General features: G+C 57.7%; 20 protein-coding genes. 9 read left to right on the top strand and 11 right to left on the bottom strand.

Annotation, left to right across the window (positions count from 1 at the left end; genetic code table 11):
* Nucleotides 1–135: 135 nt before the first annotated feature.
* The 4 genes from LRS06_RS19175 to nagB form a co-directional block, all read right to left on the bottom strand.
* Nucleotides 136–1,725 (bottom strand): SusD/RagB family nutrient-binding outer membrane lipoprotein, encoded by a 1,590-nt coding sequence (locus tag LRS06_RS19175; RefSeq protein WP_257872982.1) that lies wholly within the window; start codon nucleotides 1,723–1,725, stop codon nucleotides 136–138.
* Nucleotides 1,726–1,759: 34 nt separating this feature from the next.
* Nucleotides 1,760–4,801 (bottom strand): SusC/RagA family TonB-linked outer membrane protein, encoded by a 3,042-nt coding sequence (locus LRS06_RS19170; RefSeq protein WP_257872981.1) that lies wholly within the window; start codon nucleotides 4,799–4,801, stop codon nucleotides 1,760–1,762.
* 734 nt (nucleotides 4,802–5,535) lie between these two features.
* Nucleotides 5,536–6,822, bottom strand: a complete 1,287-nt coding sequence (locus tag LRS06_RS19165; RefSeq protein WP_257872980.1) for a sugar MFS transporter — start codon at nucleotides 6,820–6,822, stop codon at nucleotides 5,536–5,538.
* 137 nt (nucleotides 6,823–6,959) lie between these two features.
* Complete coding sequence (nagB, locus tag LRS06_RS19160; protein ID WP_257872979.1) at nucleotides 6,960–8,873, bottom strand: glucosamine-6-phosphate deaminase; 1,914 nt, start codon at nucleotides 8,871–8,873, stop codon at nucleotides 6,960–6,962.
* A 599-nt stretch (nucleotides 8,874–9,472) separates the two neighbouring features.
* Between nagB and LRS06_RS19155 the strand changes: the two genes are divergently transcribed.
* Nucleotides 9,473–10,561 carry a substrate-binding domain-containing protein gene (locus LRS06_RS19155; protein ID WP_257872978.1) on the top strand — a complete coding sequence of 363 codons (1,089 nt, stop codon included), beginning with the start codon at nucleotides 9,473–9,475 and terminating at the stop codon, nucleotides 10,559–10,561.
* Between the two features lie 179 nt (nucleotides 10,562–10,740).
* Here the strand turns inward: LRS06_RS19155 and LRS06_RS19150 are convergent, their stop codons facing one another.
* A complete protein-coding gene (locus tag LRS06_RS19150; protein ID WP_257872977.1) occupies nucleotides 10,741–11,487 on the bottom strand; it encodes a glycosyltransferase family 2 protein in 747 nt (248 codons plus the stop codon).
* 104 nt (nucleotides 11,488–11,591) lie between these two features.
* Between LRS06_RS19150 and LRS06_RS19145 the strand changes: the two genes are divergently transcribed.
* On the top strand, nucleotides 11,592–11,891 hold the full coding sequence (locus tag LRS06_RS19145) for a hypothetical protein (RefSeq protein ID WP_257872976.1): 300 nt from the start codon (nucleotides 11,592–11,594) through the stop codon (nucleotides 11,889–11,891).
* A gap of 66 nt (nucleotides 11,892–11,957) precedes the next feature.
* A complete protein-coding gene (locus LRS06_RS19140) occupies nucleotides 11,958–12,806 on the top strand; it encodes a DUF1571 domain-containing protein (protein WP_257872975.1) in 849 nt (282 codons plus the stop codon).
* A 194-nt stretch (nucleotides 12,807–13,000) separates the two neighbouring features.
* On the opposite strand, the gene LRS06_RS19135 is transcribed toward LRS06_RS19140, so the two are convergent.
* Together LRS06_RS19135 and LRS06_RS19130 are read right to left on the bottom strand one after the other, a co-directional pair.
* Complete coding sequence (locus tag LRS06_RS19135) at nucleotides 13,001–13,882, bottom strand: SDR family oxidoreductase (protein ID WP_257872974.1); 882 nt, start codon at nucleotides 13,880–13,882, stop codon at nucleotides 13,001–13,003.
* A gap of 39 nt (nucleotides 13,883–13,921) precedes the next feature.
* Nucleotides 13,922–14,314 (bottom strand): hypothetical protein, encoded by a 393-nt coding sequence (locus tag LRS06_RS19130; protein ID WP_257872973.1) that lies wholly within the window; start codon nucleotides 14,312–14,314, stop codon nucleotides 13,922–13,924.
* Between the two features lie 100 nt (nucleotides 14,315–14,414).
* On the opposite strand from LRS06_RS19130, the gene LRS06_RS19125 reads away from it, so the two are divergent.
* The 3 genes from LRS06_RS19125 to LRS06_RS19115 all read left to right on the top strand — a co-directional run bounded on the left by LRS06_RS19125 (nucleotide 14,415) and on the right by LRS06_RS19115 (nucleotide 17,364).
* The gene (locus LRS06_RS19125; protein WP_257872972.1) at nucleotides 14,415–15,251 is read left to right on the top strand and encodes an NAD(P)H-binding protein; all 837 of its coding nucleotides are present in this window, start codon (nucleotides 14,415–14,417) and stop codon (nucleotides 15,249–15,251) included.
* A gap of 117 nt (nucleotides 15,252–15,368) precedes the next feature.
* On the top strand, nucleotides 15,369–16,616 hold the full coding sequence (locus LRS06_RS19120; RefSeq protein ID WP_257872971.1) for an NAD(P)/FAD-dependent oxidoreductase: 1,248 nt from the start codon (nucleotides 15,369–15,371) through the stop codon (nucleotides 16,614–16,616).
* 301 nt (nucleotides 16,617–16,917) lie between these two features.
* On the top strand, nucleotides 16,918–17,364 hold the full coding sequence (locus LRS06_RS19115) for a PA2169 family four-helix-bundle protein (protein ID WP_257872970.1): 447 nt from the start codon (nucleotides 16,918–16,920) through the stop codon (nucleotides 17,362–17,364).
* 286 nt (nucleotides 17,365–17,650) lie between these two features.
* Here LRS06_RS19115 and LRS06_RS19110 read toward each other — a convergent pair whose 3' ends face one another.
* Entirely contained in the window at nucleotides 17,651–19,621 is a 1,971-nt protein-coding gene (locus LRS06_RS19110; RefSeq protein ID WP_257872969.1) for a DEAD/DEAH box helicase, read from the bottom strand.
* 342 nt (nucleotides 19,622–19,963) lie between these two features.
* Here LRS06_RS19110 and LRS06_RS19105 point away from each other — a divergent pair, with 342 nt between their 5' ends.
* Nucleotides 19,964–20,377 (top strand): thioesterase family protein, encoded by a 414-nt coding sequence (locus LRS06_RS19105; protein ID WP_257872968.1) that lies wholly within the window; start codon nucleotides 19,964–19,966, stop codon nucleotides 20,375–20,377.
* A gap of 6 nt (nucleotides 20,378–20,383) precedes the next feature.
* On the opposite strand, the gene LRS06_RS19100 is transcribed toward LRS06_RS19105, so the two are convergent.
* Both LRS06_RS19100 and LRS06_RS19095 read right to left on the bottom strand, forming a co-directional pair.
* Nucleotides 20,384–20,749, bottom strand: coding sequence for a hypothetical protein (locus LRS06_RS19100; RefSeq protein ID WP_257872967.1), 366 nt, complete (start codon nucleotides 20,747–20,749; stop codon nucleotides 20,384–20,386).
* A gap of 86 nt (nucleotides 20,750–20,835) precedes the next feature.
* Nucleotides 20,836–21,276, bottom strand: a complete 441-nt coding sequence (locus LRS06_RS19095) for a hypothetical protein (protein WP_257872966.1) — start codon at nucleotides 21,274–21,276, stop codon at nucleotides 20,836–20,838.
* Nucleotides 21,277–21,347: 71 nt separating this feature from the next.
* Here LRS06_RS19095 and LRS06_RS19090 point away from each other — a divergent pair, with 71 nt between their 5' ends.
* Together LRS06_RS19090 and LRS06_RS19085 are read left to right on the top strand one after the other, a co-directional pair.
* Nucleotides 21,348–23,849: a UvrD-helicase domain-containing protein gene (locus LRS06_RS19090; RefSeq protein WP_257872965.1), complete on the top strand. Its 2,502-nt coding sequence runs from the start codon at nucleotides 21,348–21,350 to the stop codon at nucleotides 23,847–23,849.
* On the top strand, nucleotides 23,756–25,375 hold the full coding sequence (locus tag LRS06_RS19085; protein WP_257872964.1) for a 3'-5' exonuclease: 1,620 nt from the start codon (nucleotides 23,756–23,758) through the stop codon (nucleotides 25,373–25,375). The genes LRS06_RS19090 and LRS06_RS19085 overlap by 94 nt, the downstream gene beginning before the upstream one ends.
* Here the strand turns inward: LRS06_RS19085 and LRS06_RS19080 are convergent.
* Entirely contained in the window at nucleotides 25,365–26,246 is an 882-nt protein-coding gene (locus LRS06_RS19080; protein WP_257872963.1) for a hypothetical protein, read from the bottom strand. The two genes, LRS06_RS19085 and LRS06_RS19080, sit on opposite strands and share 11 nt — an antisense overlap.
* Nucleotides 26,247–26,604 lie beyond the last annotated feature (358 nt).

The following is a 26,604-nucleotide window of genomic DNA, read 5'->3' as shown; positions in this document are numbered from 1 at the left end:
AGGAAACCCCGACTGCGCCCAGCATGAAAATCTTTGTTCTGCGCAGGAAGCTACGGTCACTCAGCCGCAGCGCCAAGCAGCGCCCCTGTTGCAGCAGGAACGCTGCTTGCCTGCATAGCTCAGAAAGCAGAACGGTTACTTATCCCACCACACGCGGCCGATCAGGTTGTCGCCACCCGTTACTGCGGAGCTGGCCGCCTTATAGTTATCAGGGTTGCTCGAAATTTCGGTAGTTGGGTACGGGAAGCGGCGCGGAATCTGGCCGTTGGTAGCATTGTTGGGGTACACTACCGGCGTCAGCTCGGGGTAGCCGCTGCGGCGCCAGTTGGCCCACGACTCATAGAAGTCGAGCATGGTATTGGTGTGTACCCAGTATTGCGTATTAATCATTTCCAACCCTTTGCCGGCCTCGTAAGGATTGGCCGCGAGGAAGGCAGCGGCGTCGGCCGGGGCCACAGTCAGGGAAGCGTCGTACTGCGAGAGATAGGTAATGGCGGCCGTTACGCCGGCATTGTAGTGCTCAGCGGCACTGCCCAGGCCCCAGCGCTGGGCGGCTTCGGCCAGCAGCAGTTCCGACTCCGCATACGTCAGCACAAACGTCGGGCCGTCTCGCTTGATCATGCCGAGGCTAGGCGAAGAGTAGTCCGTAAATTTCGTGAAGGTGGGGTCGGCCGATACGTCGTAGGCCGGACGGCCGCTCAGGTCCTTGCCGTTAGGCATCCCCTTCTGTACTGACGCGGTAGAAACGGGGGCTGAGTTCGGAGTTTTGTTGTCGTCGGCGAGATAGAGCTGCGTCACGGCTACTTTGGACAGGCGCGGGTCGTTGGTGCTCTGCAGCTGATCGATAAAGGTTTTCGACCACTTCACGTAATAAAATTCCTGGCCGCCATCGCCCAGCAGCACCTGGCTGTTGCGATTCTGCGTCACACGGGCACCGCCCACATCATGCACCACGTAGGCGTTATCGTCGTTGCTCTGCATGGTTTTGTTCTGCACTTTGGAGGCGTAGGCTTTGGCTTTCTCGGGGTCTACCTTGGTCAGACGCATGGCCATGCGCAGCAGTAGCGTGTTGCCTAGGCGTTGCCATTGCGCGATGTTGCCTTTGTAGAACACGTCACCCGAGGGCACATCGGCGCCAGGGTCTAGGGCGAGGGTGGCTTCTTCCACTTCCTTCAGCAGGTCATTATAAATATCCTGCTGCTTGTCGTACTTGGGCGTGATAATGCCTTTGTAGTAGCCCATACCGGCCTCGGTATAAGGCACGTCGCCGTAGAGGTCGGTGATACGCTCCATGATGAGGGCGCGCATGATGCGCCCTACTTGGTGCAGGTTCTTGTACTTGTCCTTGCCGCGGGTCGACTCTACTAGGTCGGTAATGGGCTTCACTTGCTCTACGTAGGCACCTACCGTAGTGCCGCCCCAGTAGGCAGCGGTGTAGTCTTCGTTGAGCAAGTACTTATCACCCGCCCAGTAGCCAACTACCGTGGAGAGGCCCTGTACCAGCGTGGAAGAATAAATCAGGTTGGCCCGCCAGGTGTCGTAGGCAAAATCAGTGCTACCAGTGTAGCCCAGTTGCGAGGTGGTGAGCAAGTAGTTGGGGTTGAAGTTGGCCTGGCTGTAGGTGGAGGGGTTGGTGTTGATGTCTTCGAAGTCGTCGGTACAACTGGTGGCCAGCAGCAGGGCAACGAAGCTGAGGGCAGAGTATTTAGCGAAAGTGCTTTTCATGACGGACAGGTTGAAATAAACCAGGGGGAAATCCTTAGAATTTGGCGTTCAGGTTCAGGCCGAACGTTCTCACCGGCGGAATACCGCCCAGCTCCAGCCCCTGCGTGAAGGCGTTGTAGCTGCTCTCGGGGTCAATGTTGTCGGTTTTGCGCATCAGAATGGCTATGTTGCGGGCCACCAAACTCAGGGTGAGACGCTGCACTTTGGTACCCAGCAGCTTGGTGGGAAAGGAATAGCCCAGCGTTACCTGCCGCAACTTGATAAAGTCGGCATCCTGCACGAACTGCTTGGAGACGTTATTAGCCAGCGTTCCATAATACTCGCGGCTTGTTACTTTACCATCAGTGCCATAAGACTCTTCACGGTTCTCCAAAGTCTTCTTATGCAACCCGAAGACTGTGCCGTAGTAGTCGGTAGCCGAGAATATTTTGCCGCCGAATTTGCCGTCAACTAACACTCCGAAATTCAATCCTTTGAAGGTGAAGTCGTTGCTCCAGCCGCCAGTCAGCGGATGAAAAGCGGTACCATAAGCTTTTAGGTCGCCGCGGGCAGGCAACCCATTGGGAGTCGTCGCAATACTACCGTCAGTATCATACTTATAATCGTAAGCCAGTATCTGACCAGAGGGCTTATTTACAATCTGGCCCACAAAGCCTACGTTAGAGCGAGAGGTAGCGTAAACGGATTGCTCCTGACCGGCAGCCAATGACAATACTGTGTTTTTATTGTAAGCCGCGTTGAGAGAGGAAGTCCAGGTGAAGACCGCCGTTTTTACCGGCAGTACAGTCAGCAATGCTTCCACACCTTTATTTTCCATTTTTCCAGCATTCAACACGGCTCCTTGATAACCCGAGGTGATAGAGGCTGGAGTAAAGACAATTTCCTTATCGGAATTTTTCTTATAGAAGGTCAGATCCAGACGCACACGGTTCTGGGCCAGAGCCAGCTCTGTGCCGATTTCAAACTCAGTAGCACTGGAAGGTTGTAAACCACTGTTCGGCACGTTTACGTTGGCGATAGTAGCCAACGGATTTCCATTGATAACATTTGGCAGAAACGCATAATTTAGCTGCGTCTGGTAGGGGATAGTAGCCTGTCCTACACGGGAATAGCCTGCCCGCAGCTTACCGAAAGTTAGAAACTCAGGGCGCCACAACTCGGAGAATACGAAAGAGCCACTCACGCCGGGGTAAGTAATACCCAGGTCGTCCGTTGGAATTGGTCCAGCAAGCGTCGAGAACCAGTCGCGGCGCAAGGTTGTAGTCAGAAACAGGTATTCCTTATAAGATAAATCTAAGGAACCATAGACGGACTGAATTTCCTGGTCGCTGGGGAAGGTCTGACTCGACCTGTTTTTAGCATTATTGAGGCTGTTGACGCCGAACACGGCGAAATTGGTACCGTTGTTCTGGAAGGCTTCTGACTTCGTCCGGCGGTAGCTGGCCCCAAGATTGGGAGCAACAGTGAAGTCTGAGCCTATCTCAAAGTTTTTACCCACTAACCCATCGGTATTGAGGTCAGAAAACTGTGTGGTTAACTCCATAATGCTCCCCTCGAGCCGATACGTAGTACCCGAAGGCGTCACACTGGTAAAGCGGTCGGTGTAGCCGTCGCGCCCAGCTCTACCTTGCAGGAATAGGCCATTATCGAACGTATAACGGGCATTCACCGAAGAAAGTAGTCTTTCTCGCTTAGTGTCGTTTATAAAGTCATAAGCAGCGAAGTAAGGATTCGTATTATAGCCTTGTGTCTCGTAATTTAACTCATTTCCATTTGACTTTACGCGTGGCTTCAGCGTGCGCACATCCACGCTAGTAGGTAAAAATAACACGTTGAAGTTGGCATTACCTGCTCCATCGGCCAGAATAGCTCGGTTTTGTGCTTGCTCCAGAATATAAGTGGCGCGTGCATCAATAGCCAAGCGCTTAATTGGCTCAAATGTACCCGCCAGATTGAATGTTTGACGATTCAAGCCAGAATTAGGTATCACGGCTTTGTTAGTCAGGTTACTAGCTGATAACCGTACCGAGCCACCTGTGAAGCTCTTATTAAAGGCGAGCGTATTTGTCCAGCTGCTACCCGTCCGATAAAAGTTCTGTAAGTTATTTTTCTGTGCCACGTAAGCGCGTTCTTCTCCATCGAACTGTAAAGCGATACTGTCACCATTGAGCTTACTACCCCAACTGTATATACCCGCATCCAAAACTCCCTTCATGGTCGTTTGTATGCGGTTATTGTCTCCCTGGCCATACACGTACTGCCAGTCGGTGAGATTATAGATCTTCTCGATTACGTAGTTACTGTTATACTCCACCCCATCGTTGCCTTTGGCGCTTTTGGTGGTGATAAGGATAACCCCAGCCTTGGCACGGTAGCCGTACAGGGCCGAAGCGGCAGCGCCTTTCAGCACCGAAATGGATTCGATATCGTCGGGGTTGATGTTGGAAATGGCGTCGCCCAGGTCGGGGGAGTTGTCCCAGCGGCTGCCGGTGTTGGCCGAGCTGGGCTGGCTTTCCACAGGTATGCCATTGATAACGTACAGGGGCTGGTTGGTCTGGCTCAGGCTGGATACGCCCCGGATAATAACGTTGCTGGACGAGCCTGCGCCGCCGGAGGTTGAGTTGACGTTCAGGCCGGCTACTTTGCCCACCAGTGAGTTGGTTACGTTGGTTTCCCGGGCCTGCGTCAGCGAGTTACCCTGAATTTCCGTGACGGAGTAGCCGAGCGTTTTCCGCTCCCGGGCCACGTTCAGCGCCGTTACTACTACCTCGCCTAGGGCCTGCACGTTTTCGCTCAGGGTCACATCGATGGTAGTCCGGCCGCGCACCGCAACGGTTTGCGGGTCGTAGCCAATAGAGGAGAAAACCAGCGACGTGGTATCGGGCACGGTTAGCAGATAAACGCCGGATGCGTTGGTACTGGTGCCTTGGCCTGTGCCCCGGGCCAGCACGGTTACGCCGGGCAGAGCGCCGCCCTTCGCGTCGGTCACCTTACCGGTCACCGTAGTGGTTTGCGCGTATCCCAAGCCATGCAAGCTCAGTAGCAGCAAAAAAGTAAGCCAAGTAAATTTTTGCATAGCCTTCAATGGGGTTTGGTGAGGAAAAAGTGAGAGAACAATGATGATTCAGCATTTCAGACACACGCCCAACCAGCATTAGCAACTGGTTAGCCCATTCTACCAGATTTTGAATATACTCATCGGCAACCGCTGCATTACGCTTACAGCACATCCGAACAATGCCTGCTATAGCGCTGCAACTAGCTTTTCAGCCTGAGAAACGTCCCAGTTGAAGCCGTGATTATACCAAGCCCGGCACGCCGCAAAACGGCGTCCGCAACCTGAAAGGGAAGTATGAAATGGGAAATTGTATAGTAGGGCCTAGGTGTTCAGGACTCTACTCAAAGGTGGCGCGACACTGGAAAGGTTACTATCCGAAGAGCCTGGGAAGGCTGTTTCGTGCTCAGGTGCTATTATAGGATATGCCGAAGGATAGGAAGAAGAGTAGTAGCTATAATGAAATAACAAATAAGACTTTTTGAACAGCGGATAATTCTATTAATCCAAACTTAACGTTCTGTAACACACGAAGCAAGTGATGATGAAAAAAATGTGTGCGCACACGCATTTTTTCTCACAGACGTGCCCGCACACGCAAAAATTTATTTCACAAATAGTACCACTCTGGCATAAGCAGACCCTCTCTGGAGGATTCCCGCATTTTTGCCCGCTTCTTCTTATTGATAATAGCAATTTCTCATGATGACAGCTAGGCATTTGCTATCATTAGCGCTAAGACCTTTGGCAGTCGTCTAGCTTACCGCGTAAGCCACGCGTTTCGATCTTCTGGGTTGGTAGCTGTGGCCTTTCAGCCCAAAGAACAGGATGTAGCAGTAGCACGGAATCAGGATAAGGTAGGCCTGCTGCAGCCCCAGCACCTCGCTGAGCTTACCGTAGCAATAAGGCAGCACAGCTCCTCCCCCAATACCCATAATCAGCAGCGCCGAGCCGCGCTCCGTCAGTGCCCCCAGGCCTTTGATGCCCAAGGGGAAAATAGCCGGCCACATAAGCGAGTTAGCCAAGCCCAGCAAGGCCACCAGCAGTACCGACGTGTAGCCGTGCGTAAATACAATACCGAGCGTGAACACTACGCCCAGCAGGGCACAAAGGCTGAGGGCTGCCTGCTGGTTAAGCCAGCGCGGAATAAGCGCTACGCCAATGAAGTACCCTACCAGCATGGCTATCAGGGTGAGCGAAGTAAAGTTGCGAGCTACATCCAGGCTGATGCCCTGCGCACGCCCGTACTGCGTAATGGTGTCGCCGGCAATAACTTCCACGCCTACGCAACAGAAAATGGCCAGCACTCCCAGCAGCAGGTGCGGAAACTGCCAGATGCTTTGGCCCGGCTCTTTGGAGCTGACAGTTGTTTCCTCGGGCTGCAAATTGATTTCGGGCAGGCGCGACAGCCGAATCAGCACGGCCAGGACGACCAGCGCCGCCGCCATGCTCAGGTATGGTACGATTACCCGGTTGGCCAGTTCCTGGAGCAGGGCCTCTTTGGCGGCGGGCGAGGAGGTAGCGGCCAGCTGGTTTTCCAGCGCCGTAGCCCCTTTCAGCACCACAGCCCCAATTATCACCGGGCTCAGCGCACCGGCAATTTTGCTGCAAATCCCCATAATGCTGATGCGCCGGGCCGCACTTTCCAGGGGCCCCAGGATGCTGGCGTAGGGGTTGGAGGCAGTTTGCAGCAACGCCAGCCCGGCACCCTGCACGAATAGCCCAACTAGAAAGAGGTTATACGAACGCGCCTGTGCCGCCGGCACAAACACCAAGGCACCGGCCGCCATTACCACCAGCCCCAGCGCCATGCCGTTCCGGAAGCCGGTTTTTTGCAGAATAAGCGCCGAGGGAAGGGCCAGAAAGACGTAGGCAATGTAGAAGGCGAAGGTAACCAGCAGGGCCTGCGCGTAAGTTAGTTCACAGGCCAGCTTCAGAAACGGAATCAGCGTACCGTTGAGCCAGGTGATGAAGCCGAAGATAAAAAACAGCGCCCCTATAATGGCTAGCGGCGGCACGACGCTTCGTTGGTCTTGTTGCATGAGAATCAGGAGCTGAAGGGTTCGGCTGGGCAATACAAGCTAGGGCCGCTCGCAGAGCAGCAGCTAATTTTTCTTATCTAATTTGTTATCAGATGCTTACCAGCAAGCCCTTGACCTTGCTGGCCCGCGCGGCGGACTTAAAACCGGTAGCGCACAAAGGCTTCCATGGCTTCGTACTCGGCCAGGCCCAGCTGGTCGTAGAGCTGGGCGGTGGTATGGTTGCGGTCCTCGGAGCGCTGCCAGAACTCGCGCTTGTCGTTGCCGGGAAATACGGCGCTGTCTTTCTGTGACTGGTGCTTGAAGATGGCTTTGCGCTTGCGCATCAGTTCTTCCGGGCTGATGGGCACGGCCATTTCAATTTCCTCTACATCCCACTCCTGCCAGGCCCCGCGGTACAGCCACAGGTGGCAGTCATCTACCCAGGCTTCCTGGCCTTTCAGGCGGGCTAATGCCGCAAAAATGGCGTCCAGGCACACCCGGTGCGTGCCGTGCGGGTCGCGCAGGTCGCCGGCCGCGAAGATTTGATGGGGCTGAATTTCCTGCAGAATCTCTACTACCGCCTGAATATCGGCCTCGCCTAGGGGCTTCTTTTTCACCTGGCCGGTTTCGTAGAATGGCATATTCATGAAGTGCACGTTCTGCTCCTTCACGCCGCAAAACCGGCAGGCGGCCGCCGCTTCACCCTTGCGAATCAGCGCTTTGATGTCCTGTACCAGCGGGCTGTCTTCTTCGCCCAGCTTTTTGTGCCGCAGAAACTCCACTACCTCCACGTGTTCCCGCCGCGTTTCGGCCACGCCCACGTTCATCTTCTCGGCAAAGTCCAGCGCGAAATCGGCAAAGCGGCGGGCATCGTCGTCGAACACGGCAATGTTGCCGGAGGTCTGGTAGGCCACGTGCACATCGTGGCCCTGATCTACCAGCCGTAGCAGGGTCCCTCCCATCGAAATAACGTCGTCGTCGGGGTGGGGACTGAAAATCAGGGCGCGCTTGATGGCCGGCAGGGCGCGTTCGGGCCGCTGGGTATCGTTGGAGTTGGGTTTACCCCCCGGCCAGCCCGTAATGGTACGCTGAATGGTATTGAACACCCGCAGATTCAGGTTGTAGGCGCTGCCGGCTTCCACAAGCAGGTCGCTCAGGCTCCCGTCTTTGTAGTCTTCGTCGGTCAGCTTGAGGATGGGCTTGCGCGTGCGCAAGCTCAGCCAGATAACGGCCCGCCGAATCAGGCTCTCGTCCCAGGCGCACATGCCTACGAGCCAGGGCGTTTTCACGCGCGTCAGCTCCATAGCGGCCCACTGGTCTACCACTACAGCTACCTGCGGGTGCAGTTGTAGAAAGGAGGCCGGCACCTCGTCCGAAACCCGGCCTTCTACCATTTCTTTCAGGATTTTGGCTTTGCCCTCACCCCAGGCCAGCAAAATAATTTTGCGGGCTTTCATAATGGTGCCCACGCCCATGGTGAGGGCCCGCAGCGGTACAAATTCTTCTTTGATAAAGTCCTTGGCGGCATCTGTAATTGTCAGCGGGTCGAGCTTTACCAACCGGGTAATAGAGTTGATGGACGAGCCGGGCTCGTTGAAGCCGATGTGGCCGGTGCGGCCGATACCCAGCAACTGCATATCCAGCCCGCCGCACTCCTCAATCTGCTTTTCGTAGTGCTGGCAGTACTCCTTTACCTTGTCAATAGGCAGCGTGCCATCCGGGATATGGACGTTTTCGGGCAGAATGTCGATATGATTGAATAGCTGCTCGTGCATGAAGTAGACGTAGCTCTGCAGCTCGTCGGGCTCCATGGGATAGTATTCGTCGAGGTTGAACGTCACGACGTTGCGAAAGCTCAGCCCTTCTTCACGGTGCAGGCGAATCAGCTCCTGGTACACGCCGATGGGCGACGAGCCGGTAGCCAGTCCGAGAACGGCTTGCTCGCCCTGCTGCTTGCCGCGAATGAGCTCCGCAATTTCGCGGGCCACGCGTACCGCGCCCTCGGCAGCAGCTTCGAAGATGGTTACAGGCAGTTTTTCGAAAGTGGTTTCGGGGTAATCAAGGACTTCCATAGCGGGCTTTTCGAGGTTGGAGGTGGACAGAACCTTAAGGACGAAACGAGCAGGAACGCTTAATCAGGAACTAGAGCATTCACCGATATACTTGAACTAAAGAGATATTGCACGAGTAGGAAGACACAGAATTCCCCGAACACCCTCGCAGCAGCCGGCAGTACCGACCTTAGCAAAGTGAATATGATTTTACTTATTAGATTTAGCTGGTATGTCTCAAACGTAAACAAGTTAAATCGGCAATGCAAACGTTTTATGAAAAAAATGTGCGCGCACACGCACACATTTTTTTCATGTGTTTGCGCACACGCATTATAAATACAATAACATGATGTAACTTGTCCTTATGGAAGGCCAATAGGATGAAAGCTTCATCATAGATACTCGGTCCGTACCCAGGCAATGCTAAAATCCGGGCTTTGTTCTCCGGAAACTGATTATCCGCTGGCTCCTGGCGTATCTGTGGTAAGATTAGCCTGGTTTTTCTGTCTGAGCAGAGAAGTCCGCACCGTCCGGCACCTGCCCCTCCGTCATAAAGACCGCACGGGTACGGCCCGCATGGTATCTTTGAAAAGTTTAAGAACGAGTAAAGTCCGGTTATGAAGAAAAACGTGGTGCGCATCAAGGACATAGCGGCCAGAGCCAATGTCTCGGTGGGAACCGTGGACCGGGTCCTGCACAATCGGGGCCGGGTAGCGGAGGAGGTGCGGCAGAAAGTGCTGCTGATGATGGAAGAGCTGGAGTATGAGCCCAACCTGATTGCGCGCACCCTTGGCTCCAACAATACGTACCAGCTGGCAGTGCTGCAGCCCGACCATACGCTCGACCCCTACTGGGACGCGCCCTGGAACGGCATCCGCAAGGCGGGCAAGGAACTCAAGCAGTATGGGCTGGATATTACCGTATATCCCTACAGCCTCACCGAGGTCGACTCCTTCCGGGAGCAGGCCGAAGCCGCTACCGAGGCCCGACCCGATGGAATTCTTATTGCCCCGCTGTTTTACCGCGAGTCGCTGACGTTTTTTACGCAGTGGCACGCGCAGGGCATTCCCTACGTGCTGTTCAACACCTACATTGCCGAGTTGCAGTCGCTCAGCTACATCGGGCAGGATTCGTACCAAAGCGGGTTTCTGGCCGGCAAGCTGGCTCAGTTCGGGCAAACGCAGCCGGGCACGTTTCTTATTGCCCACATTGCCGAGGACATTGCCAACTCCGTGCACATCACGCAGAAAGAGCGGGGGTTCCGGGACTACTTCGCACAGCTGCCCCCGGAGCCGGACGGCCTACACCAGGAGCGGCCCAAAAATGCCTACAAGGTTCTCAGCATCGACTTGCCCCAACCGGCCGACCCCTCGTTTGCCCGGCAGCTGAACCGGTTGCTGGATGAGGAGCAAAGTCAGCTTAAAGGTATTTTCGTGAGTACGTCCAAGGCCTTTGAAATCGCCCCGTATCTGCAGGCCAACCAGCGCGAAGACGTCCGCCTGATCGGGTACGACCTGCTGGAGCGGAACATTCACTTCCTCAACGAAGGCATCATCGATTTTCTCATCAACCAGAACCCCAAGGAACAAGGCTACCGGGGCGTGTACGCACTAGCCGATCTACTCATCTTCAAGAAGGACGTGAAGCCAGTGAAGTACCTGCCACTCGATATCATCACCAAGGAAAATCTGCAGTATTACCTGTAGAAAACCAGGACGACGGAACCACGGATGTGCGCAGATTAGCCGGATTTCGTGGAGGGCGCAGGCAGGGCTTATGAGTAAATGAACAACAAAAAAGCCTCGCACGGTGCGGGGCTTTTTGTTTAGGAAGAGTCGTCCACGAAATCCGTACAATCCGACTAATCCGCGCGAATCTGTGGTCTTTACGGCCGCTCAATGCCCAGCTTCTGCAGTTGATCAGCGTACTTATCATAAATGACCTGCAGGTCGGCGCCGTGCTTGGCGGCGTCCACCCCGATGCTCACGTTGGCGCGGTGAAAGCGGTGCAGGTGGCTGAGGTGCGGGCAGATGACGGGTAGGTGCCCGGCCAGCAGAAAGCGCACGTACAAGTCCAGGTCCTCGGCCATGCGCAGCTCCTCATCGTAGCCGCCTACTTCATCAAACAGCTGGCGCGAGTAGCAAACGTTGCCTTGAATGAAGTGCTCGGCCCGGAAAATGGCGCGTAGCATATCGGTGGGCGAATCAAACTGCCAGGCGTAGTAGTCTTCGGAGGGTAGGTAGCGCCGCTCTTCATCCACGCGCAGAAAATCGGCTACCAGCCACGGGCGGCCGGGGTGGGTCTGAATCTGGGCGGCATAGTGGTAGATGGCGCGCTGCAGCAGCAGGTCGTCGTCGTCGAGGGGAACCAGCCAGGTTTCGGGCGCGGTGGTGCGAATCAGCAGGTTGCGGGCCGGGCCGGGCAGCAGCTTGGTGGCGCTGCTCTGGTGGCGAAGTCGATCCTGCGGATGAGCCGTCAGCCAGGCTTGCGTGCCGTCGGTGCAGGCATTTTCGCAGATGAGGTGGTCGAAGGAAATGTCGAGCGGAGCCGTGACGGTGGCCTGCACGCTGGCAACGGCTTCGGGCAAGAACTGCTCGCGGTTGTGTGTGGGAGTAATAACAGTAAAATGCATGGCCTCTCTTTCGCAAAAAGCTTAAAAAAGTTGTTGACCGTGCCACTGGCACCTAACCTTCCGTTTCTTTCCGGCGTTACCCGGCCATAGCAGTCCGCTTTTCTATGGCCAGATTCGTCGTAACCGTGCGCCTTCCCGAGTATTTCGATGAAGCGTTTATGGCGCTTATTCCTGCTCACCGTTCCTTCGTCAACCAGCTGATGGAAGAAGGCGCCGTGGAAGTGTACGCCATCAGCGCCGACCGCTCCCGCGGCTGGATTACCATGAACGGTGCTTCCAGTGAGGCCATCCGGCTGGTGGTGGAGCAGTTGCCACTGTACCGCTTTTTCCGGGGCGTGGAAATCGACGAATTGTTTTTATTTGACAGCACGGCCTCGCGCTTTCCGCGCATCAGCCTGAACTAACCGGCCGGCCCTTGGTCCGGCCCGATTTATGCAAGGCCGCGCCGTCGTACGTTGTCTACCTTCTCTATGATTTCTCCTTTGCTTCGATTTACGGCGGGTTTCGCCTTACTGGGAATTGCGCTGGGTGCTGCCCCCGCCGAGAAAATGACGACTGCCGTGCTGGTTTCCCGGCTCAGCTACTCCATCGACCACCTCAAAACCCTGCGCTGCACGGTGAAGGCCCAGGAGCGCATCGACGGGACGTATCAGCAGGCCCGCACCCAGATGAAGATAGCCTACAGTCCGCTGCGGCTGTACTTGCGCAACCAGAAAGGCGTGGAGGTGCTCTACGTGGCGGGCCAGAACGACAACGAGGCCTATGTATACCCCAACAGCTTCCCCTACGTCACCGTCAGCCTCGACCCCAACGGCACGCTGATGCGCCGCAACCAGCACCACAGCGTATTCCAGGCCGGTTTCGGCACCATTGCCGATTTGCTGCACGGCTCGGCCCAGCGCACCGACCACAGCTTCGAGCGGAGCTTCCGCTACGCCGGCGACACCACCGTGGCCGGCCGCCCCGGCTACATCCTACGCTCCGATTTTCCGCAGTTCCGCTATATCACTTACAAGCCCGCCAAGGCCGAAACCGTAGCCCAGATTGCCGACAAGTTTGGCTGCGGCGAGTACCGTATTCTGGAACGCAACAGCCTCTCGCACGGGGCCACCGTACCAGCTGGCAAGGCCGTGCAGGTGCCCAACTCCTACGGCCGCCGCACCATTGTGTGCGTGGACCAGGCCACGTTCCTGCCCACGCTGGTGCAGGTGCACGACGACAAAGGCTTGTTCGAGAAGTTCGAGTTTTCCGACGTCGTCGCCAACCAGCCCATTGCCCCCGCCGAGTTCCAGAAAGGCTACAAAGGGTATAAGATCTAAACCACGGATTGGCTACGCCGAACTTTGTTTCGCGTGGATTTATCGGATTACGCGGATTTTGTGGACGATTAAAAAGGGCTTGCCTTCCGGCAAGCCCTTTTTGTTTTTCAAGCCAGGCATATTCGCGCCAGCTACAAAATCCGTGGAATCCGATAAATCCACGCGAAACAAAGTTCGGCGTAGCCAATCCGTGGTTATCGGCGCATGGTTTTCTCAATCATGTCCCACATATCGGAAGTGAGAAGCTCGAGCTTGTTGAATTCGCCGGCACCGTTCAGCCACTCGCCCCCGTCCAGGGTTACCACTTCGCCGTTCATGTAAGCGGCAAAGTCCGACACCATGTAGGCGGCCAGATTGGCCAGTTCCTGGTGGTTGCCCACGCGCTTGAGGGGGACGTTGGCAGCGGGGTCGAGCTTAGATGCCAGCGGCTCGGGAAACAGTCGGCTCCAGGCGCCTTCCGTGGGGAACGGGCCGGGGGCAATGGCGTTGGAGCGGATGCCGTACTTGGCCCACTCCACGGCCAAGGACCGCGTCATGGCTAGTACGCCGGCCTTGGCGGCGGCCGAGGGCACCACAAAGGCCGAGCCCACGGAGGCGTACGTAGTAACGATGTTGAGAATGGTGCCGGGCTTCTTATCAGCAATCCAGCGCTTCCCAAAGGCCAGCGTGCAGTTGTAGGAGCCTTTCAGCACAATGTCCACAATCACGTCGAAAGCCTTATGGCTGAGGCGCTCCGTGGGGCTGATGAAGTTGCCGGCCGCGTTGTTGAGCAGCACGTCCACGCCCCCGAACTCTGCAATGGTGCGCTGGAGCATGGCTTCCACTTCGTCGTACTTGCGCACGTCGCACTGCACGGCCAGCACATTGGCGTTGCCGGTTAGCTCCCGTAGATCGGCGGCCGTTTTTTCCAGCACATCGAGCTTGCGCGAGCTGATAGTGACGTTGGCGCCGAGCTGCAGGAAATACGTGGTCATGGCGCGGCCGAGGCCGGTACCGCCGCCGGTTACCACAATGGTTTTGCCCTGCAGGGCGTTGTCGCGCAGCATGGGCTGGGCGTAGGGCTGAGTAGCAGACATAGGGTGAGAAGGTTGAAGTGGGAAATGCAATGTCGATGATTAGGGCTGTGGCCGGAGCTCAAGCAAACCCGTCAGGCGGGTAACAGTGCCTTCGGCTACAATTCGGCTGCCCTCACAATAGTAAAAGCTGGTACCGGAGCGAATCCTTGACTGATGAAAGGCCCGCGCAGACTCGGAGAATATGCTAATCCGTGCGTGCAGCCACTCATCTACTGGCAGGGGTCCGGCTGGCCACGAGTCGCCGGTTTCAGGGTTGAAAAAATCCGGATACAGCCTATAGATGGCCTTTAAATCGTCCTGAGCGTAGCGAAAGTCCCAGCGGATACCATTGTAGGGTGGGAGTTGACGCCCGCCTTCATCCGGCTGAAGCACCCGCACGCGGGCTTCAAAGTCAACGGCAAAGTCAGCGTACAGGCGGTAGGGAGAAGGCATAGGTAGTATGCTTGCATACTTGTTAGGTGCAAGGTAATGGTTTGCCAATTCTCGGCGGCTTGCCTTGCCCCGGAAAGATTTATGAACACCTTTGTCCTTCATGACCGATTCTGTTTCTTCGGCTACCATTGCCGTGCTGGGCTGCGGCTGGCTGGGCCTACCATTGGCGGAGGCCCTGGTGGCCGCCGGCTATGCAGTGCGTGGCTCCACTACCTCGCCCGGTAAGCTGCCCACGCTGGCAGCGGCTGGAATTCAGCCGACGCTCCTGCGACTCACGCCGGAGCTTGCCGCTGATGCCCTGGCTCTGACTGCGCTACTTCGCGGCGCCGATACGCTGGTCCTGAACGTGCCCCCGCGAGCTAGCTCCGGTATTCCGTATCTGGATGTGCTCTGGCCCGTAGCTGCGGCCGTGCAGCAACACGGGGTGCGCCAGGTGCTGTTCGTAAGCTCCACCGGTGTATATCCGGATGTAAACCACCCACTGACGGAAGCGGATGCGCTGGCCACGGCCGAGGCTGCTTCTCCCCTGCTTCAGGCGGAATATCTGTTTACGCAACTACCCGGCATACGCACTACCGTGGTCCGGATGGCAGGCCTCGTTGGTCCGGGCCGCCCGCCGGGCCGCTTTCTGGCAGGGCGTCAGGCGGTGGCCCAGGGCAGCGCACCCGTCAACCTCATTCACCTCACCGACTGCGTGGGCGCATTGCTGGCCATTCTGCAGCAGCAACATTGGGGCTATACCCTGAACGCCAGCGCCGCCCAGCATCCGCTGCGCCGCGAGTTTTACCCGGCTGCTGCCCGGTCCCTGGGATTGGAGCCACCTACCTTTCTACCCGAAGAAGCCGGGGGTAAAACAATCAACAGCGCCCAACTGCGGCAGCTCACGGGCTACATCTTTCAGCACGACGACCTGCTGGCGGCCTTGCCCTTTTGTTGAGTTGCCCGTTTCCAGTTACCTGTTTCCAGTTGCCTGTTGCCTGTTGCCGAGCTTATAGATGAACTTGTCCGGCAACTGTAAACAGGTATCTGAAACCGCGCGGCGTATCTTTACGGCGTGAATGATTTTTCTTCGACGGTGGCGGTGCTGGGCGGGGGCGCGGCAGGCTTTTTCGGGGCTATTGCCTGCGCCGAGGCCAACCCGCACCTGACGGTTTACCTGCTCGAAAAAACGGGTAAGCTGCTGAGCAAAGTGCGGATTTCGGGCGGGGGCCGCTGCAACGTGACGCACGCCGCCGACACACCTGCCCAACTCGTGCAGCACTACCCGCGGGGGGCGCGGCAGTTGAAGGAGCCCTTCAAACAATTCGGGGCCGTCGACACCGTGCGCTGGTTTGAGCGCCGTGGTGTGCGTCTCAAGACGGAAGCCGACGGCCGCATGTTCCCCACTACCGACTCGTCGGAAACCATTGCGCAGTGTCTGCTGGAGGCTGCTCGAAAAGCCGGCGTACAGATTCTCCCGCACACGGCCGCCGAGCAGATTGCGCCCCTGCCCGAAGGTGGTTTCCAACTCACGCTTTCCAGCCCGCAGCTGCCGGAATTGAAAGTAGCCCGGCTGCTCATTGCCACCGGCGGCGCGCCCAAAAGCGCGCAGTACGACTGGCTGCGGCAGCTGGGCCACACCATTCAGGAGCCCGTACCTAGTCTTTTTACCTTCAATGTGCCCGATTCTCCGCTGCAGGAGCTGCCGGGCGTGAGTGTGCCCCGGGCCCGGGTGCGCATTGCGGGTGAAAAGCTGGAATACGAAGGTCCGGTGCTGGTAACGCACTGGGGTGTGAGCGGCCCCGCGGTGCTCAAGCTTTCGGCCTGGGGGGCCCGCCGCCTCCACGACCTCAATTACCAAAGCACGGCTCTCATCAGCTGGATTCCTGATTTTACGGAAGAAACTCTGCGCCAGCACCTGCAGGAATACCGGGCGCTGCACGGCAAAAAAACGGTGCTGACGAATCCGCGTTTTGGGCTGCCACAGCGGCTGTGGCGCACCCTGGCGGAGCAGGCTGGCATTGGCTCAGAAACGCGCTGGAACGAACTAGCCGTCAAGCTGCAGAACCGCCTGATTGAAAGCCTACTGCGCACCTCCCTGCCTATGCACGGTAAAACTACCTACAAGGAAGAGTTTGTGACCTGCGGGGGCATCACGCTGGACGAGGTGAACATGCAAACCATGGAAAGCCGCGTGGTGCCGGGCCTACACTTCGCCGGTGAGGTGCTGGACATCGACGGCATCACCGGGGGCTTCAACTTCCAGGCGGCCTGGACGACCGGGTACCTGGCTGGGCGGGCCATGGGTGAGTTGGTGAAATAGTGGCGTGGTGAGTTGGCCCTGTAAGGCGGAGCCGAAGCTATCCGTCCCGGACAAGGCCCCAGTCCCTGAAAAGTGAAAAGCTCTTGATTCGCGCCATCATCAAGGACATAGTGGTAGAAAGATGGGGGCTGGTTTTGTTCAGGACAGATAGCTCTGCTACGCTCGCCATGACTGAGATGACCTACCCCGCAAGCGCCCTATCTCACTCTTTCACCAACTCACCGCTCGCAACCCTGCGTAAGTTTTGGCAGTAAAGGAAGCTGTAGTTTCTCTTTCCCACATCCAAAACTATTCTCAGATCATGGAAGCCAAAGCCACCCAAGCCCTCGTAAACGAACTGATTGAAACCCTGAAAGATGGGCAGAAAGGCTACGCCGAAGCAATGACCGACGTAGAGGATACCCAACTGAAGGACACCTTCAAGAAGTACGCCGCCCAGCGCTCCGAATTTATTACCGAGCTGGAAGACCAGATGTTTAAGCTGAACCTGAAGCCCGACGAAGAGTCTTCAGTGACGGGTACGGTGCACCGTGCCTGGATCAACCTGAAAGGGGCCCTAACCAGCAAAGACAACAAGAGCATCCTGAACGAGTGCGAACGGGGCGAAGACTATGCAGTGAAAGCCTACCAGACCGCTCTTAAAGCCCAGGACCTGCCCGGCCAACTTAAAACCGTAGTAGAAAAGCAATATCAGGGAGTGCAGGCTGCCCACGACGAAATCCGCACCCTCCGCGACTCATCCAAGTAGAAAGACGAAGCCCCGCGTTGGCTGCGCCGAACTTCGTTTCGTGCGAATTCTTCGGACTACGCGGATTCTGTGGGCAATAAAATTCAAGAAAAGAGCCGCTCATCGAGCGGCTCTTTTCTGTTTCGCAGGCATTCAACAGTCAGGCGGGAAAACACAAAAGGCTCCGTAAACACGGAGCCTTTTGTCTATTGTGGATCGTCCACGAAATCTGTGCGCTCAGCTAAATCCGCACGAAACGGAGTTTGGCGTAGCCAATCTGTGGGTCAGAATCCTCGGTTCCGGGGTTCTATTCGTCGAAGTTGTTGTCTTCGCGCTTGCCTTTGTAGCCACCGCTGCTTCCGCCACCGCGGTTGCCACCGTAGGAGCTGCCGCCTTCACGACGGTCACCGCCGAAGGAGCCACCGCCCCGGTTGCCGCCGTAGCTTCCGCCACCGCGGTTGCCACCGTAGGAGCTGCCGCCTTCACGACGGTCGCCGCCGAAAGAGCTGCCGCCCCGGTTGCCCCCATAAGAGCCGCCACTGCGGTTGCCGCCGTAGGAGCTACCGCCTTCACGACGGTCGCCACCGCCGAACCCACCTGGGCCCCGACGCGGACGCTCACCGCCGCCGAAGCCGCCGCGGTTGCCGCCTTCCTGCTGCGCATCACCTTCCTGGCGGGGCGTAGCAATATTGAAGGCTACCGGCCGGCCCTGGATAGAGCTGCGGCCGAGCTGGCTGATAACTTCTTCCACGAACTCATTGGGCACTTCCACGAAGCTGAACTTGTCGTAGAGGGCAATATCACCAACTTTACCGGCCGTGAGGCTGGTGTTTTCGGCAATCAGGTCCACGATGTCGCGGGGGTGCAGACGGTCTTTCTTGCCCATCGTAACGAAGAGGCGCGTGAAGCCGGGGCGGGCAGCACCTTGGGTGCGGCTGGCGTCGAGGCTTTCCTGGGCGCGCTTGTCTTCCTTCATCGTCATTTTCAGCAGGGCAGCAGCCACGTCGAGGGACGTAACACCATCTTCCTGGTCCTGATCGATAAGACGCTGCACGCGGGCAATGTATTTGTCCAGGTTACCCTTTTCAATTACTTCCTTGATGGAGTTCAGCATCAGCGTGGTTTTCACCTCCGACACATCTTCGAAGCTGGGCACGCGCTCCTGCTTGATGGTGGCTTTGGTGAAGCGCATGATGTCGCGCAGCTTGTAGATGTCGCGGCCGCTCACGAAGGTGAAGGCCTTACCCGTTTTGCCGGCGCGGCCCGTGCGGCCGATGCGGTGCACGTAGTATTCCTCGTCGGCGGGCAGGTCGTAGTTGACGACCACTTCCACGTTCTCCACGTCGATGCCGCGGGCGGCTACGTCGGTGGCTACGAGGATTTCCAGGGTGCCTTTGCGGAATTTGTCGAGGGTGTTCTGGCGCTGTTGCTGGCCCATGTCGCCGTGCAAACCTTCGGCGAAGTAGCCTTTGGCCTGCAAGTCGCCCACAATCTCATCCACCATGCGCTTCGTGTTGGCGAAGACGATGCCCGACTTGATGTTGTACATGTCGATCAGACGCGTCAGCACATCTTTCTTCTGGGGGCCACGCACCTCGAAGTAGCTCTGCTCGATGTTGGTCACCGTCATTTCCTGATGGTTGACCTTCACGATCTGCGGATCCTTCTGGTAGCGCTTGGTCATCTCCATGATCGGCTTGCTCATGGTAGCCGAGAAGAATACCGTCTGGCGCTGCTCAGGCATTTTCTTGAGCACCGTTTCGATGTCGTCGCGGAAGCCCATGTCGAGCATTTCGTCGGCTTCGTCGAGGATGATCATCTTGCAGGCATCCAGCTTGAGGGTGCCCCGCTCGATGTGGTCCATCACGCGGCCGGGCGTACCAATCACGATCTGCACGCCGCGCTCTAGGGCGCGGAACTGCCGGTCGTAGGAGCTACCGCCGTAAATCGGCACTACGGCCAAGCCACGCTTGTACTTGCCCAGCTTCTGGATTTCGCCGGAAACCTGTACGGCCAGCTCACGGGTGGGGCAGAGCACAATGGCCTGCACCTCACGCGACTCCGTATCAACCATTTCGATGGCGGGGATGGCGAAGGCGGCGGTTTTACCGGTACCCGTCTGGGCCTGCCCGATTACGTCGCGGCCCTGCAGCATCACGGGAATAGCGGCTTCCTGAATGGGGGAAGCTTCTTCGTACCCAACTTCAGCAATGGCGCGCTGCATTTCTTCAGAGAGGGTCAGCTCGCTGAATTTCATTTTTACCTTTTCTTGTTCCATGTCTGTGATAATGGAGTGGAGACTATAGCTCTGAAAACAGCGGATTCAGCGACGCTCTTCTCCCACTCTACACAACGACAAGTGACGGAAGCAACGGACGGAAGACAAAGCCGGCCCAACAGGTTTTTTTAAAGGCAGCTCACAAGCTGCGCGGAACGTGGCCGTTCTCAAATGCGGCTGCAAAGGTACGGATTATTTATGGCAATGGCTATCCGTGGTCAGTAATATCTGACATACAACTGATAACCCAACAGTTGGCGACGGTTGGCGAACTGTGGATAAAGCTATATTCCGGCCACCCTGCGAAACCTGTTAGCTTTGGGCTGGTATTCTGCCTGCTTTATGGATGCACCCACTCCTTTCCGCTTTACGCACTTCATCACGGTACAGCCCGAGGACATTGACGCGCTGAACCACGCCAACAACGTGCGCTACGTGCAGTGGGTGCAGGATACAGCTGGGGCGCACTGGCTGGCCGCTACGCCCGCCGAGGAGCAGCCGAACTACGTGTGGGTGGTAAGGGAGCACAACATCCGCTACCTCGCTCCCGCCCTGCTCGGCGACGAGCTGCGCTGCATCACCTGGGTATCAAAAATGGAAGGCGTGACCTCACAGCGGCACGTGCGCATCGAGCGGGCCGCGGATGGCAAGCTGCTCTGCGAGGCCGAAACCCAGTGGGTGCTCCTCGACCCCAAAACCATGCGGCCCATGCGCATCACGCCAGAGGTGGCGGCACGGGTTTGGGAGGCGGTATAGGATGAGTTATTTCGTTTCTCGGCCGCCCAGCTCAATTAATACATCAGCAAGGATGGTCATAATTGCCGAACCCAATTCGGAAGCGCCTGTTGACAAAAAGATATACTTCTGTCCCTCGTATTCCATTCTGGAAAAATCAACTGGCCGATACCGTCCAAATCCATCCACATCTTCTATAGCTGAATCTACGAACCTATAGGCGTAGTCACTGGCTAATCCCGTGTTCAGTTCCTCTTCAGTGTCAGGATCAAAGTGATTATGCTTGATGAACACCATTAATTTCCTATCATACTTCTTGTATACAAGCGCCAGGCATTCTTCCAACGACGGATACCAGTTGTCAAAGACATAGGATTTTACCGCTGCTCCCATAAGCAAGAATATCAATCTAGAAAAGCACAATATAAAGCCCTATTCATGCTGTAGCAGCAGCTAAATCAGCGCGGATGTAAGGCAAGCTAGTCCCGCAGGTCTGTATAGAAAAGAGTACGAAAGGCTTTAGTTAGCACTTTGTAGCCGATAATCGTAGAGGCATACCATAGAAAATCGGCCAGCAATACCACGTCGGTTGGAGCTTCCTCTAAATCAACAAATCCAGAATTCCCTGTTAAGGAGCTGGCGCTGTATAGCAGGACACCAGAGAATAAGAGCCCCAGCACGAAGGCAAAGGGAGCCAGCACTATTGGTAGAACAAGCTTCTCAGCCAACGTAATATGCTTAGCCTGACTGGGCAGCAAGTAACAGGCTAGGATAACGCCCATCACTAAAATGTACTGGTGGTTCGCTTCCATCCCACCCTTCTCGAACTGCGAATCCAGTGTGCAGGCCAACAGAAGCATGAACAGAAGAATCAGTAAGTAATTCCAATGCGGCTTAGCAGTATGAATATGGCGTAGCATGAGGTGAAAGTAGCTTTTATCATTGCAATCAACGCATTCCTGCGACCTTTACCGTAGATTATTTCCGCCCTATGTCCGCTACCTTCCGCATCTATTCCGCTTCTGCCGGCTCCGGCAAAACCTATCAGCTTACCAAGGAATACCTGCGGCTGGCCCTGGGCGCCAACGAAGCGGGCTACTACAAGAGCATTCTGGCCATTACCTTCACCAACGCCGCCGCGGCCGAAATGAAGGAGCGTATCATTGGGGCATTGCGCGGGTTTTCCAACCCCGGCATTGATACCAAAGCCGACACGCTGCTGGCCGAGCTGGCCGAGGAGCTGTACGCCGACGGTCTGCTGCCCCGCACGCTGGACACGCCCGAGCAGCGCCAGCAGCAGCTGCGCCGCCGGGCCCAGCAAACGTTCAAGCTGGTGCTCTACCACTACGCCGACTTCGCCGTGAGTACCATCGACTCGTTTGTGCAGCGGGTGGTGCAGGCTTTCACGCGGGAGCTGGGCTTGCCGGCTGCCTTCGAGGTGGAGCTCGACGACGAATCCATACTGCACGCGGCGGTGGCTTTGCTGCTGGATAAGGTAAACCGCGGCGAGGAGCACGCCCTGCTCACGCGCACCCTGCAGGACTACGCCCTGAGCAAGGCCGAGGAAGGCCGCAGCTGGAACCAGCTGCCCGACGAGATGATGCGCTTCGGCAAGTTTCTGCTGAATGAGTCGGTGCATGAGGCCGTGGCCCAGCTGCAGCAGATGGAGCTGAAGGAGTTTCGTACCCTGCACAAAACCCTCAAGCAGCGCCGGGAGCAGATGCAGACCGACATGCAGGCCCTCGGCGACCGGGCCACGGCCGCGTTAGCTCAGCATGGCCTCGTGCCCGACCAGCTGGCGGGCGGCAGTCGGGGCGTGCACTCGCACTTCACCAAGCCACTGCGCTGGCTGGAGGAGCCGGGCAGCGTCCCTACCGCTACGGCCCGCAAGGCGGCGGAGACAGGCAAGTGGGGCAGCGCCGATGCTATGAAAGGTCCGCTGAAGCCCGCGCTGGAAGCTGTGGCGGGTGAGCTGACGCAGGTATTCCAGGAGCTTGAGCAGCGGCGCGACCAGTATCTGAGCCAGTATCTGCTGATCGAAGGAATGCTGCCGCAGCTGTTTCACGTGTCGCTGCTGAGTGAGCTGAGCAAGGCCGTGCAGCAGGTAAGTCAGGACCGCAACGTGGTGCTGATTGGGGAGTTCAACCGGCGGCTGGCCCAGATAGTGCTGCGCGAGCCAGTGCCGTTTCTGTACGAGCGGCTGGGCGAGAAATACCAGCACCTGCTCATCGACGAGTTTCAGGACACCTCGGAACTGCAGTGGAACAACCTGCTGCCGCTGGTGGAAAACGCCGTGGCGGGCGGCAACCTGAGCCTAGCTGTGGGCGACGCCAAGCAGGCCATCTACCGCTGGCGCGGGGGCGAAATGGAGCAGATTCTGCGCCTGTACCAGGGCCACACGCTGCCGCTCATCAACCGCGCCCAGGATGAGGAAACCCGCGACATTCTGGAAGCGCGCTATATCGGGCTGGAAGGCGCCCTGGAACCGGCTTCCCTACAAACCAATTACCGCTCGGGCCCGCAGATCATCCAGTTCAACAACGACTTTTTTACGCACGTTTCCCAGAGCCACCCGCAGCTGGAACTGGTGCAGCAGATTTACGACGCGGAGTTTGTGCAGGCCTCACCCCCTGGCCCCCTCTCCCGCGGAGAGGGGGAGCCTGACGATTCCGTGCAACGACGCGGAGCTGCTTCGCTCGCGCTGCGCAGCCCCGCAACGGATACGGTGCCATTGCTACCTACTGGCACCGTAGGCGAGTTTGTGATGACGGCTGATGCACGCGCCTGGGAGAAGACATCGAATTTTGCCAAGGAAATGCGGCGGCACCCTACTCCGGCGGAGGAAGTACTCTGGCAGGAGCTTCGGGACGGTAAGCTGGGCGCGAAGTTTCGCCGCCAGCACGTCATCGGCTCGTTTATCGTGGATTTCGTGTGCATTCCGGCCCTGCTGGTCGTAGAAATTGATGGCGAAGTCCACGGCGACCATGAACAGGCTGAATATGACGCAGGCCGCACCCACGAACTAGAAGGACTTGGTTACCGGATAATTCGCTTTACTAACGAGCAGGTACTGCACCAGCTTCCGAATGTACTTGATACCCTTCATCAGGCGCTAAACAAACCAAACCCGTCAGAATCTGACGCGCACGGCGGGGCTGCGCAGCGTGAGCGGAGTAGCTCCGCCCCGTCAGAACGACCGTCATCAGGCTCCCCCCTCTCCGCGGGAGAGGGGGGCCGGGGGGTGAGGCCCACGTCGAAATCCTCCTTACCCAGCCCGATGCCCCGGCCCGCCTGTACCGCCCCGCCGAAAGCCGCTATACCGACGAACCCCTGCCCGGCCATAGCGGCGCGGAGTCCCTTGACTACGACGAAAGCACGCTCTACCTCACCCTGGCCCTGGTGGAGCAAGCCCTGGCCGACGGGTTCCGGCTGGAAGACGTGGCCGTGCTGTGCCGCCGCCGCGACCAGAGCCGGCGGGTGGCCAAGTTTCTGAAAGAGCGGGGCTATGACATCATTTCGGCTGATTCGCTGTCGTTGGAGTTTGCCGAAGTGGTAAATTTGCTGGTGGCTATTCTGCGGGTGCTGCACCAGCCTACCAACTCCCTGGCCCGGGTGGAGGCTTTGCTGCTGGTCGATAAAGTGGTACGTGGGGTGCCGCCTACCCCTACCCGCGCCCGGCGCATCGGGGAAATTGCCAAGGAGGAGCGCAGCAAGCCGTTTTTCGACGAGCTGCGCCGCCTGGGCTACGACGTGCAGGAAAAGCAAACCGGCAACCTCGACCTCTACGAGCTGAGCGAGAAGCTGATGGGCCTGTTTGGCCTGCTGCACCGGCGCGAGGAAAGCGAGTATCTGTTCCGCTTTCTGGATCTGACCCTGGAGTACTCCCTGCGCTTCGGCAACAACCTGGGCAACTTTCTGGCTTACTGGGACCAGCGCAAAAGCAACCTGAGCATCAACGCCCCGGCCGGACGCGGCGGGGCCGTCACCATCACCACGGTGCACAAGGCGAAGGGCCTGGCCTACGGCGTGGTCATCGTACCCTGGGCTGACTGGAGCCTCGAGCCCAGCTCGGCCTTCGGGGGCTCCTACCTCTGGGGCCGGCTGGCGGCGGAAGACAAGCCCGTGGCCGAAATGCCGCCGGTGGCCGTGGTCAAGCAGCGCAAGGAGCTAGCCCAGACCGTGCTGGCAGACCAGTACGCCGAGGAGCGCGAAAAAACCTTCGTGGAAGCCCTCAACCTGCTCTACGTGGCCTTCACCCGACCCCGCCACCGCCTCTACATCATCACCCGCCGCCCCGACGCCGGTAAATCGGCGAAGGACGAAACCGCCCCGGCTACCAACATTGCCCAACTGCTCCACCGTTACCTCGTGAGCCTGGGCCAGTGGAACGAGGAACAGCTCACCTACGTGCTCAATCACGGCAGCCCGGCACCAGCCCAAACGAACAGCCAACAACCGGCAACCAGCAACCAATTCGCCCTGACCAACCTGAGCACGGCCGACTGGGAGCAGCGCCTGCGGCTGCGGCGGCACGCCAGCACCGTATTCGACTTCTCGGAGCAGCAACAGCAGCGCGAGTGGAGCCGCAAGCTGCACTTTGCCCTACGCCGTGTCATCATGGCCCCGGATGTGGAGCGCGTGGCGGGGCAGCTCACGGCAGAGGGGCTGGTAAGCCGCCGCGAGCGGCCCGAGCTGCTCCAACGTCTGCGCCAAGTGGTGCAGCATCCGCAGCTGGCCCCGTATTTCCAGCCCGGGGTCATTGCCGAGACGGAGCGGGAAATTCTGGTAGGCGGCGCCCCCCGCGAAGACTATAAGCCCGACCGGGTGGTGTTTGAGCCCGGGCTGGGTGAGGGCCGGGGGCGCGTCACCCTCCTCGACTTCCGGGTGCCACCGCCCGAAGACCGGCACCAGCAGCTGGTGCGCCAGTACGGGCAGCTGTTCAAGCGCCTGGGCTTTGCCGACGTGCGCGGGCTGCTGTACTACTTCGAGACGGAGGAAGTGGTGGCGTTTAGATGTTGATCTGGTGACGGATGCGGCCCGTGCGGGTGTCCACGTACAACAGGTGAGCCTGGCCGGAGCTGCCGTATAGCTTGATGGCTCGCTCCAAAGGCCGGCGAGGGGCTTGGAACTTCTCCAGTTGACTCAGCTTGAGTTCCTGGGGATTTTCGGGGTGCTGCTGGCTGATAAGATGCACGCTATTCCGGGCTTCATCCAGCAGGTAATAGGTGCTCGTCTGCCATACATACCGGCGCGGCACAAGATACCCCAGCTCGTTGGAGAAACCGTCGTAGCGGAAGGCAGCCAGGGGCTTGCCCGTCAGGTCAAGTATCTGGGCGTTGGCCGTGCGCTGCAGGCGCGGGTCGCGCACCTCCTCTATTCCTTGACCTCCTTCCTCCAGCTTAACCAACTGGTGCGTTACGTAGTCGTAGGCCACGAACAGGGTACTGTCGCTCAGAAAAAAAGCCGCAACGAGCTCCGCGTTCTTCTTTTGCAGGTTCATACGGCGCCCGTTCGGCAGAATCAACTCCTGACAAGTTAGGATAGTGGCCCCGTTGATGGCCTGGGCCACGCCGCAGTCGGCCTCATTCCCACCCGCCCAGTTTCCTTCGATAAGCATTCGGACCCGCCCATCCAGGCCCAGCATCAGGAAGCACTGCGTGCCGACGTCAGTGCCGTCGGGCACAAAGCTTTGGCTGAACAGCAAGGCCTTGCGGGGGGCGTTATACCCCACAAAGTCAGGTCCGATAAGCACGCTGTTGATGGTCAGGTCGTGGCCGGCCGCTTTGTAGAACTCAGGCTTGCGCAAAACGCGTTGAAACAGCCGTTTGCCCTGGCCATCGTACAGCTCGTAGGTGAAGCTGGCGTCGACGCCACGGATGGTATCTATCATCTGCCGGGATTCTCCGGCCACAGGCTTCTGAATATATTGAAGCCTAGCACTACTGTCAGATTGGGCACGCATCCGCAGGCGGTACGATTTCCCATCTATGCGCAAAAGAGTATCTAGCTGTTCGGCGTGGGCACCCATTACCCAACTACTTTCCTCACTGTAATCGGTGGTATCCTGCCTTGGCTGAACGGCGGGCTGCACTACTTCGGACTGCTTTACAGCAGCCGGAGGTGTCACCCGAGCTTCGGTGGTAGCTGTTTGACGGGTCTCACAACCCACCAAACCCAACAATAACAATCCGTAGAATGTGTTACGCATAGAAAACCCCGGCCTGCCAGGTAGCAGCAGCGCCGGGGCC

This window comes from Hymenobacter sp. J193 (assembly GCF_024700075.1).
In the GTDB taxonomy this organism is placed as follows: Bacteria; Bacteroidota; Bacteroidia; order Cytophagales; family Hymenobacteraceae; genus Hymenobacter.
Note: the sequence above shows the minus strand (reverse complement) of the source record. Positions and strands in the feature narration are given on the sequence as shown.

Coding starts and splice junctions, on each gene's coding strand:
- LRS06_RS19175 (WP_257872982.1), bottom strand. CDS start 1,725: ATGAAAAGCACTTTCGCTAAATACTCTGCCCTCAGCTTCGTTGCCCTG.
- LRS06_RS19170 (WP_257872981.1), bottom strand. CDS start 4,801: ATGCAAAAATTTACTTGGCTTACTTTTTTGCTGCTACTGAGCTTGCAT.
- LRS06_RS19165 (WP_257872980.1), bottom strand. CDS start 6,822: ATGCAACAAGACCAACGAAGCGTCGTGCCGCCGCTAGCCATTATAGGG.
- nagB (WP_257872979.1), bottom strand. CDS start 8,873: ATGGAAGTCCTTGATTACCCCGAAACCACTTTCGAAAAACTGCCTGTA.
- LRS06_RS19155 (WP_257872978.1), top strand. CDS start 9,473: ATGAAGAAAAACGTGGTGCGCATCAAGGACATAGCGGCCAGAGCCAAT.
- LRS06_RS19150 (WP_257872977.1), bottom strand. CDS start 11,487: ATGCATTTTACTGTTATTACTCCCACACACAACCGCGAGCAGTTCTTG.
- LRS06_RS19145 (WP_257872976.1), top strand. CDS start 11,592: ATGGCCAGATTCGTCGTAACCGTGCGCCTTCCCGAGTATTTCGATGAA.
- LRS06_RS19140 (WP_257872975.1), top strand. CDS start 11,958: ATGATTTCTCCTTTGCTTCGATTTACGGCGGGTTTCGCCTTACTGGGA.
- LRS06_RS19135 (WP_257872974.1), bottom strand. CDS start 13,882: ATGTCTGCTACTCAGCCCTACGCCCAGCCCATGCTGCGCGACAACGCC.
- LRS06_RS19130 (WP_257872973.1), bottom strand. CDS start 14,314: ATGCCTTCTCCCTACCGCCTGTACGCTGACTTTGCCGTTGACTTTGAA.
- LRS06_RS19125 (WP_257872972.1), top strand. CDS start 14,415: ATGACCGATTCTGTTTCTTCGGCTACCATTGCCGTGCTGGGCTGCGGC.
- LRS06_RS19115 (WP_257872970.1), top strand. CDS start 16,918: ATGGAAGCCAAAGCCACCCAAGCCCTCGTAAACGAACTGATTGAAACC.
- LRS06_RS19110 (WP_257872969.1), bottom strand. CDS start 19,621: ATGGAACAAGAAAAGGTAAAAATGAAATTCAGCGAGCTGACCCTCTCT.
- LRS06_RS19105 (WP_257872968.1), top strand. CDS start 19,964: ATGGATGCACCCACTCCTTTCCGCTTTACGCACTTCATCACGGTACAG.
- LRS06_RS19100 (WP_257872967.1), bottom strand. CDS start 20,749: ATGGGAGCAGCGGTAAAATCCTATGTCTTTGACAACTGGTATCCGTCG.
- LRS06_RS19095 (WP_257872966.1), bottom strand. CDS start 21,276: ATGCTACGCCATATTCATACTGCTAAGCCGCATTGGAATTACTTACTG.
- LRS06_RS19090 (WP_257872965.1), top strand. CDS start 21,348: ATGTCCGCTACCTTCCGCATCTATTCCGCTTCTGCCGGCTCCGGCAAA.
- LRS06_RS19080 (WP_257872963.1), bottom strand. CDS start 26,246: ATGATAGATACCATCCGTGGCGTCGACGCCAGCTTCACCTACGAGCTG.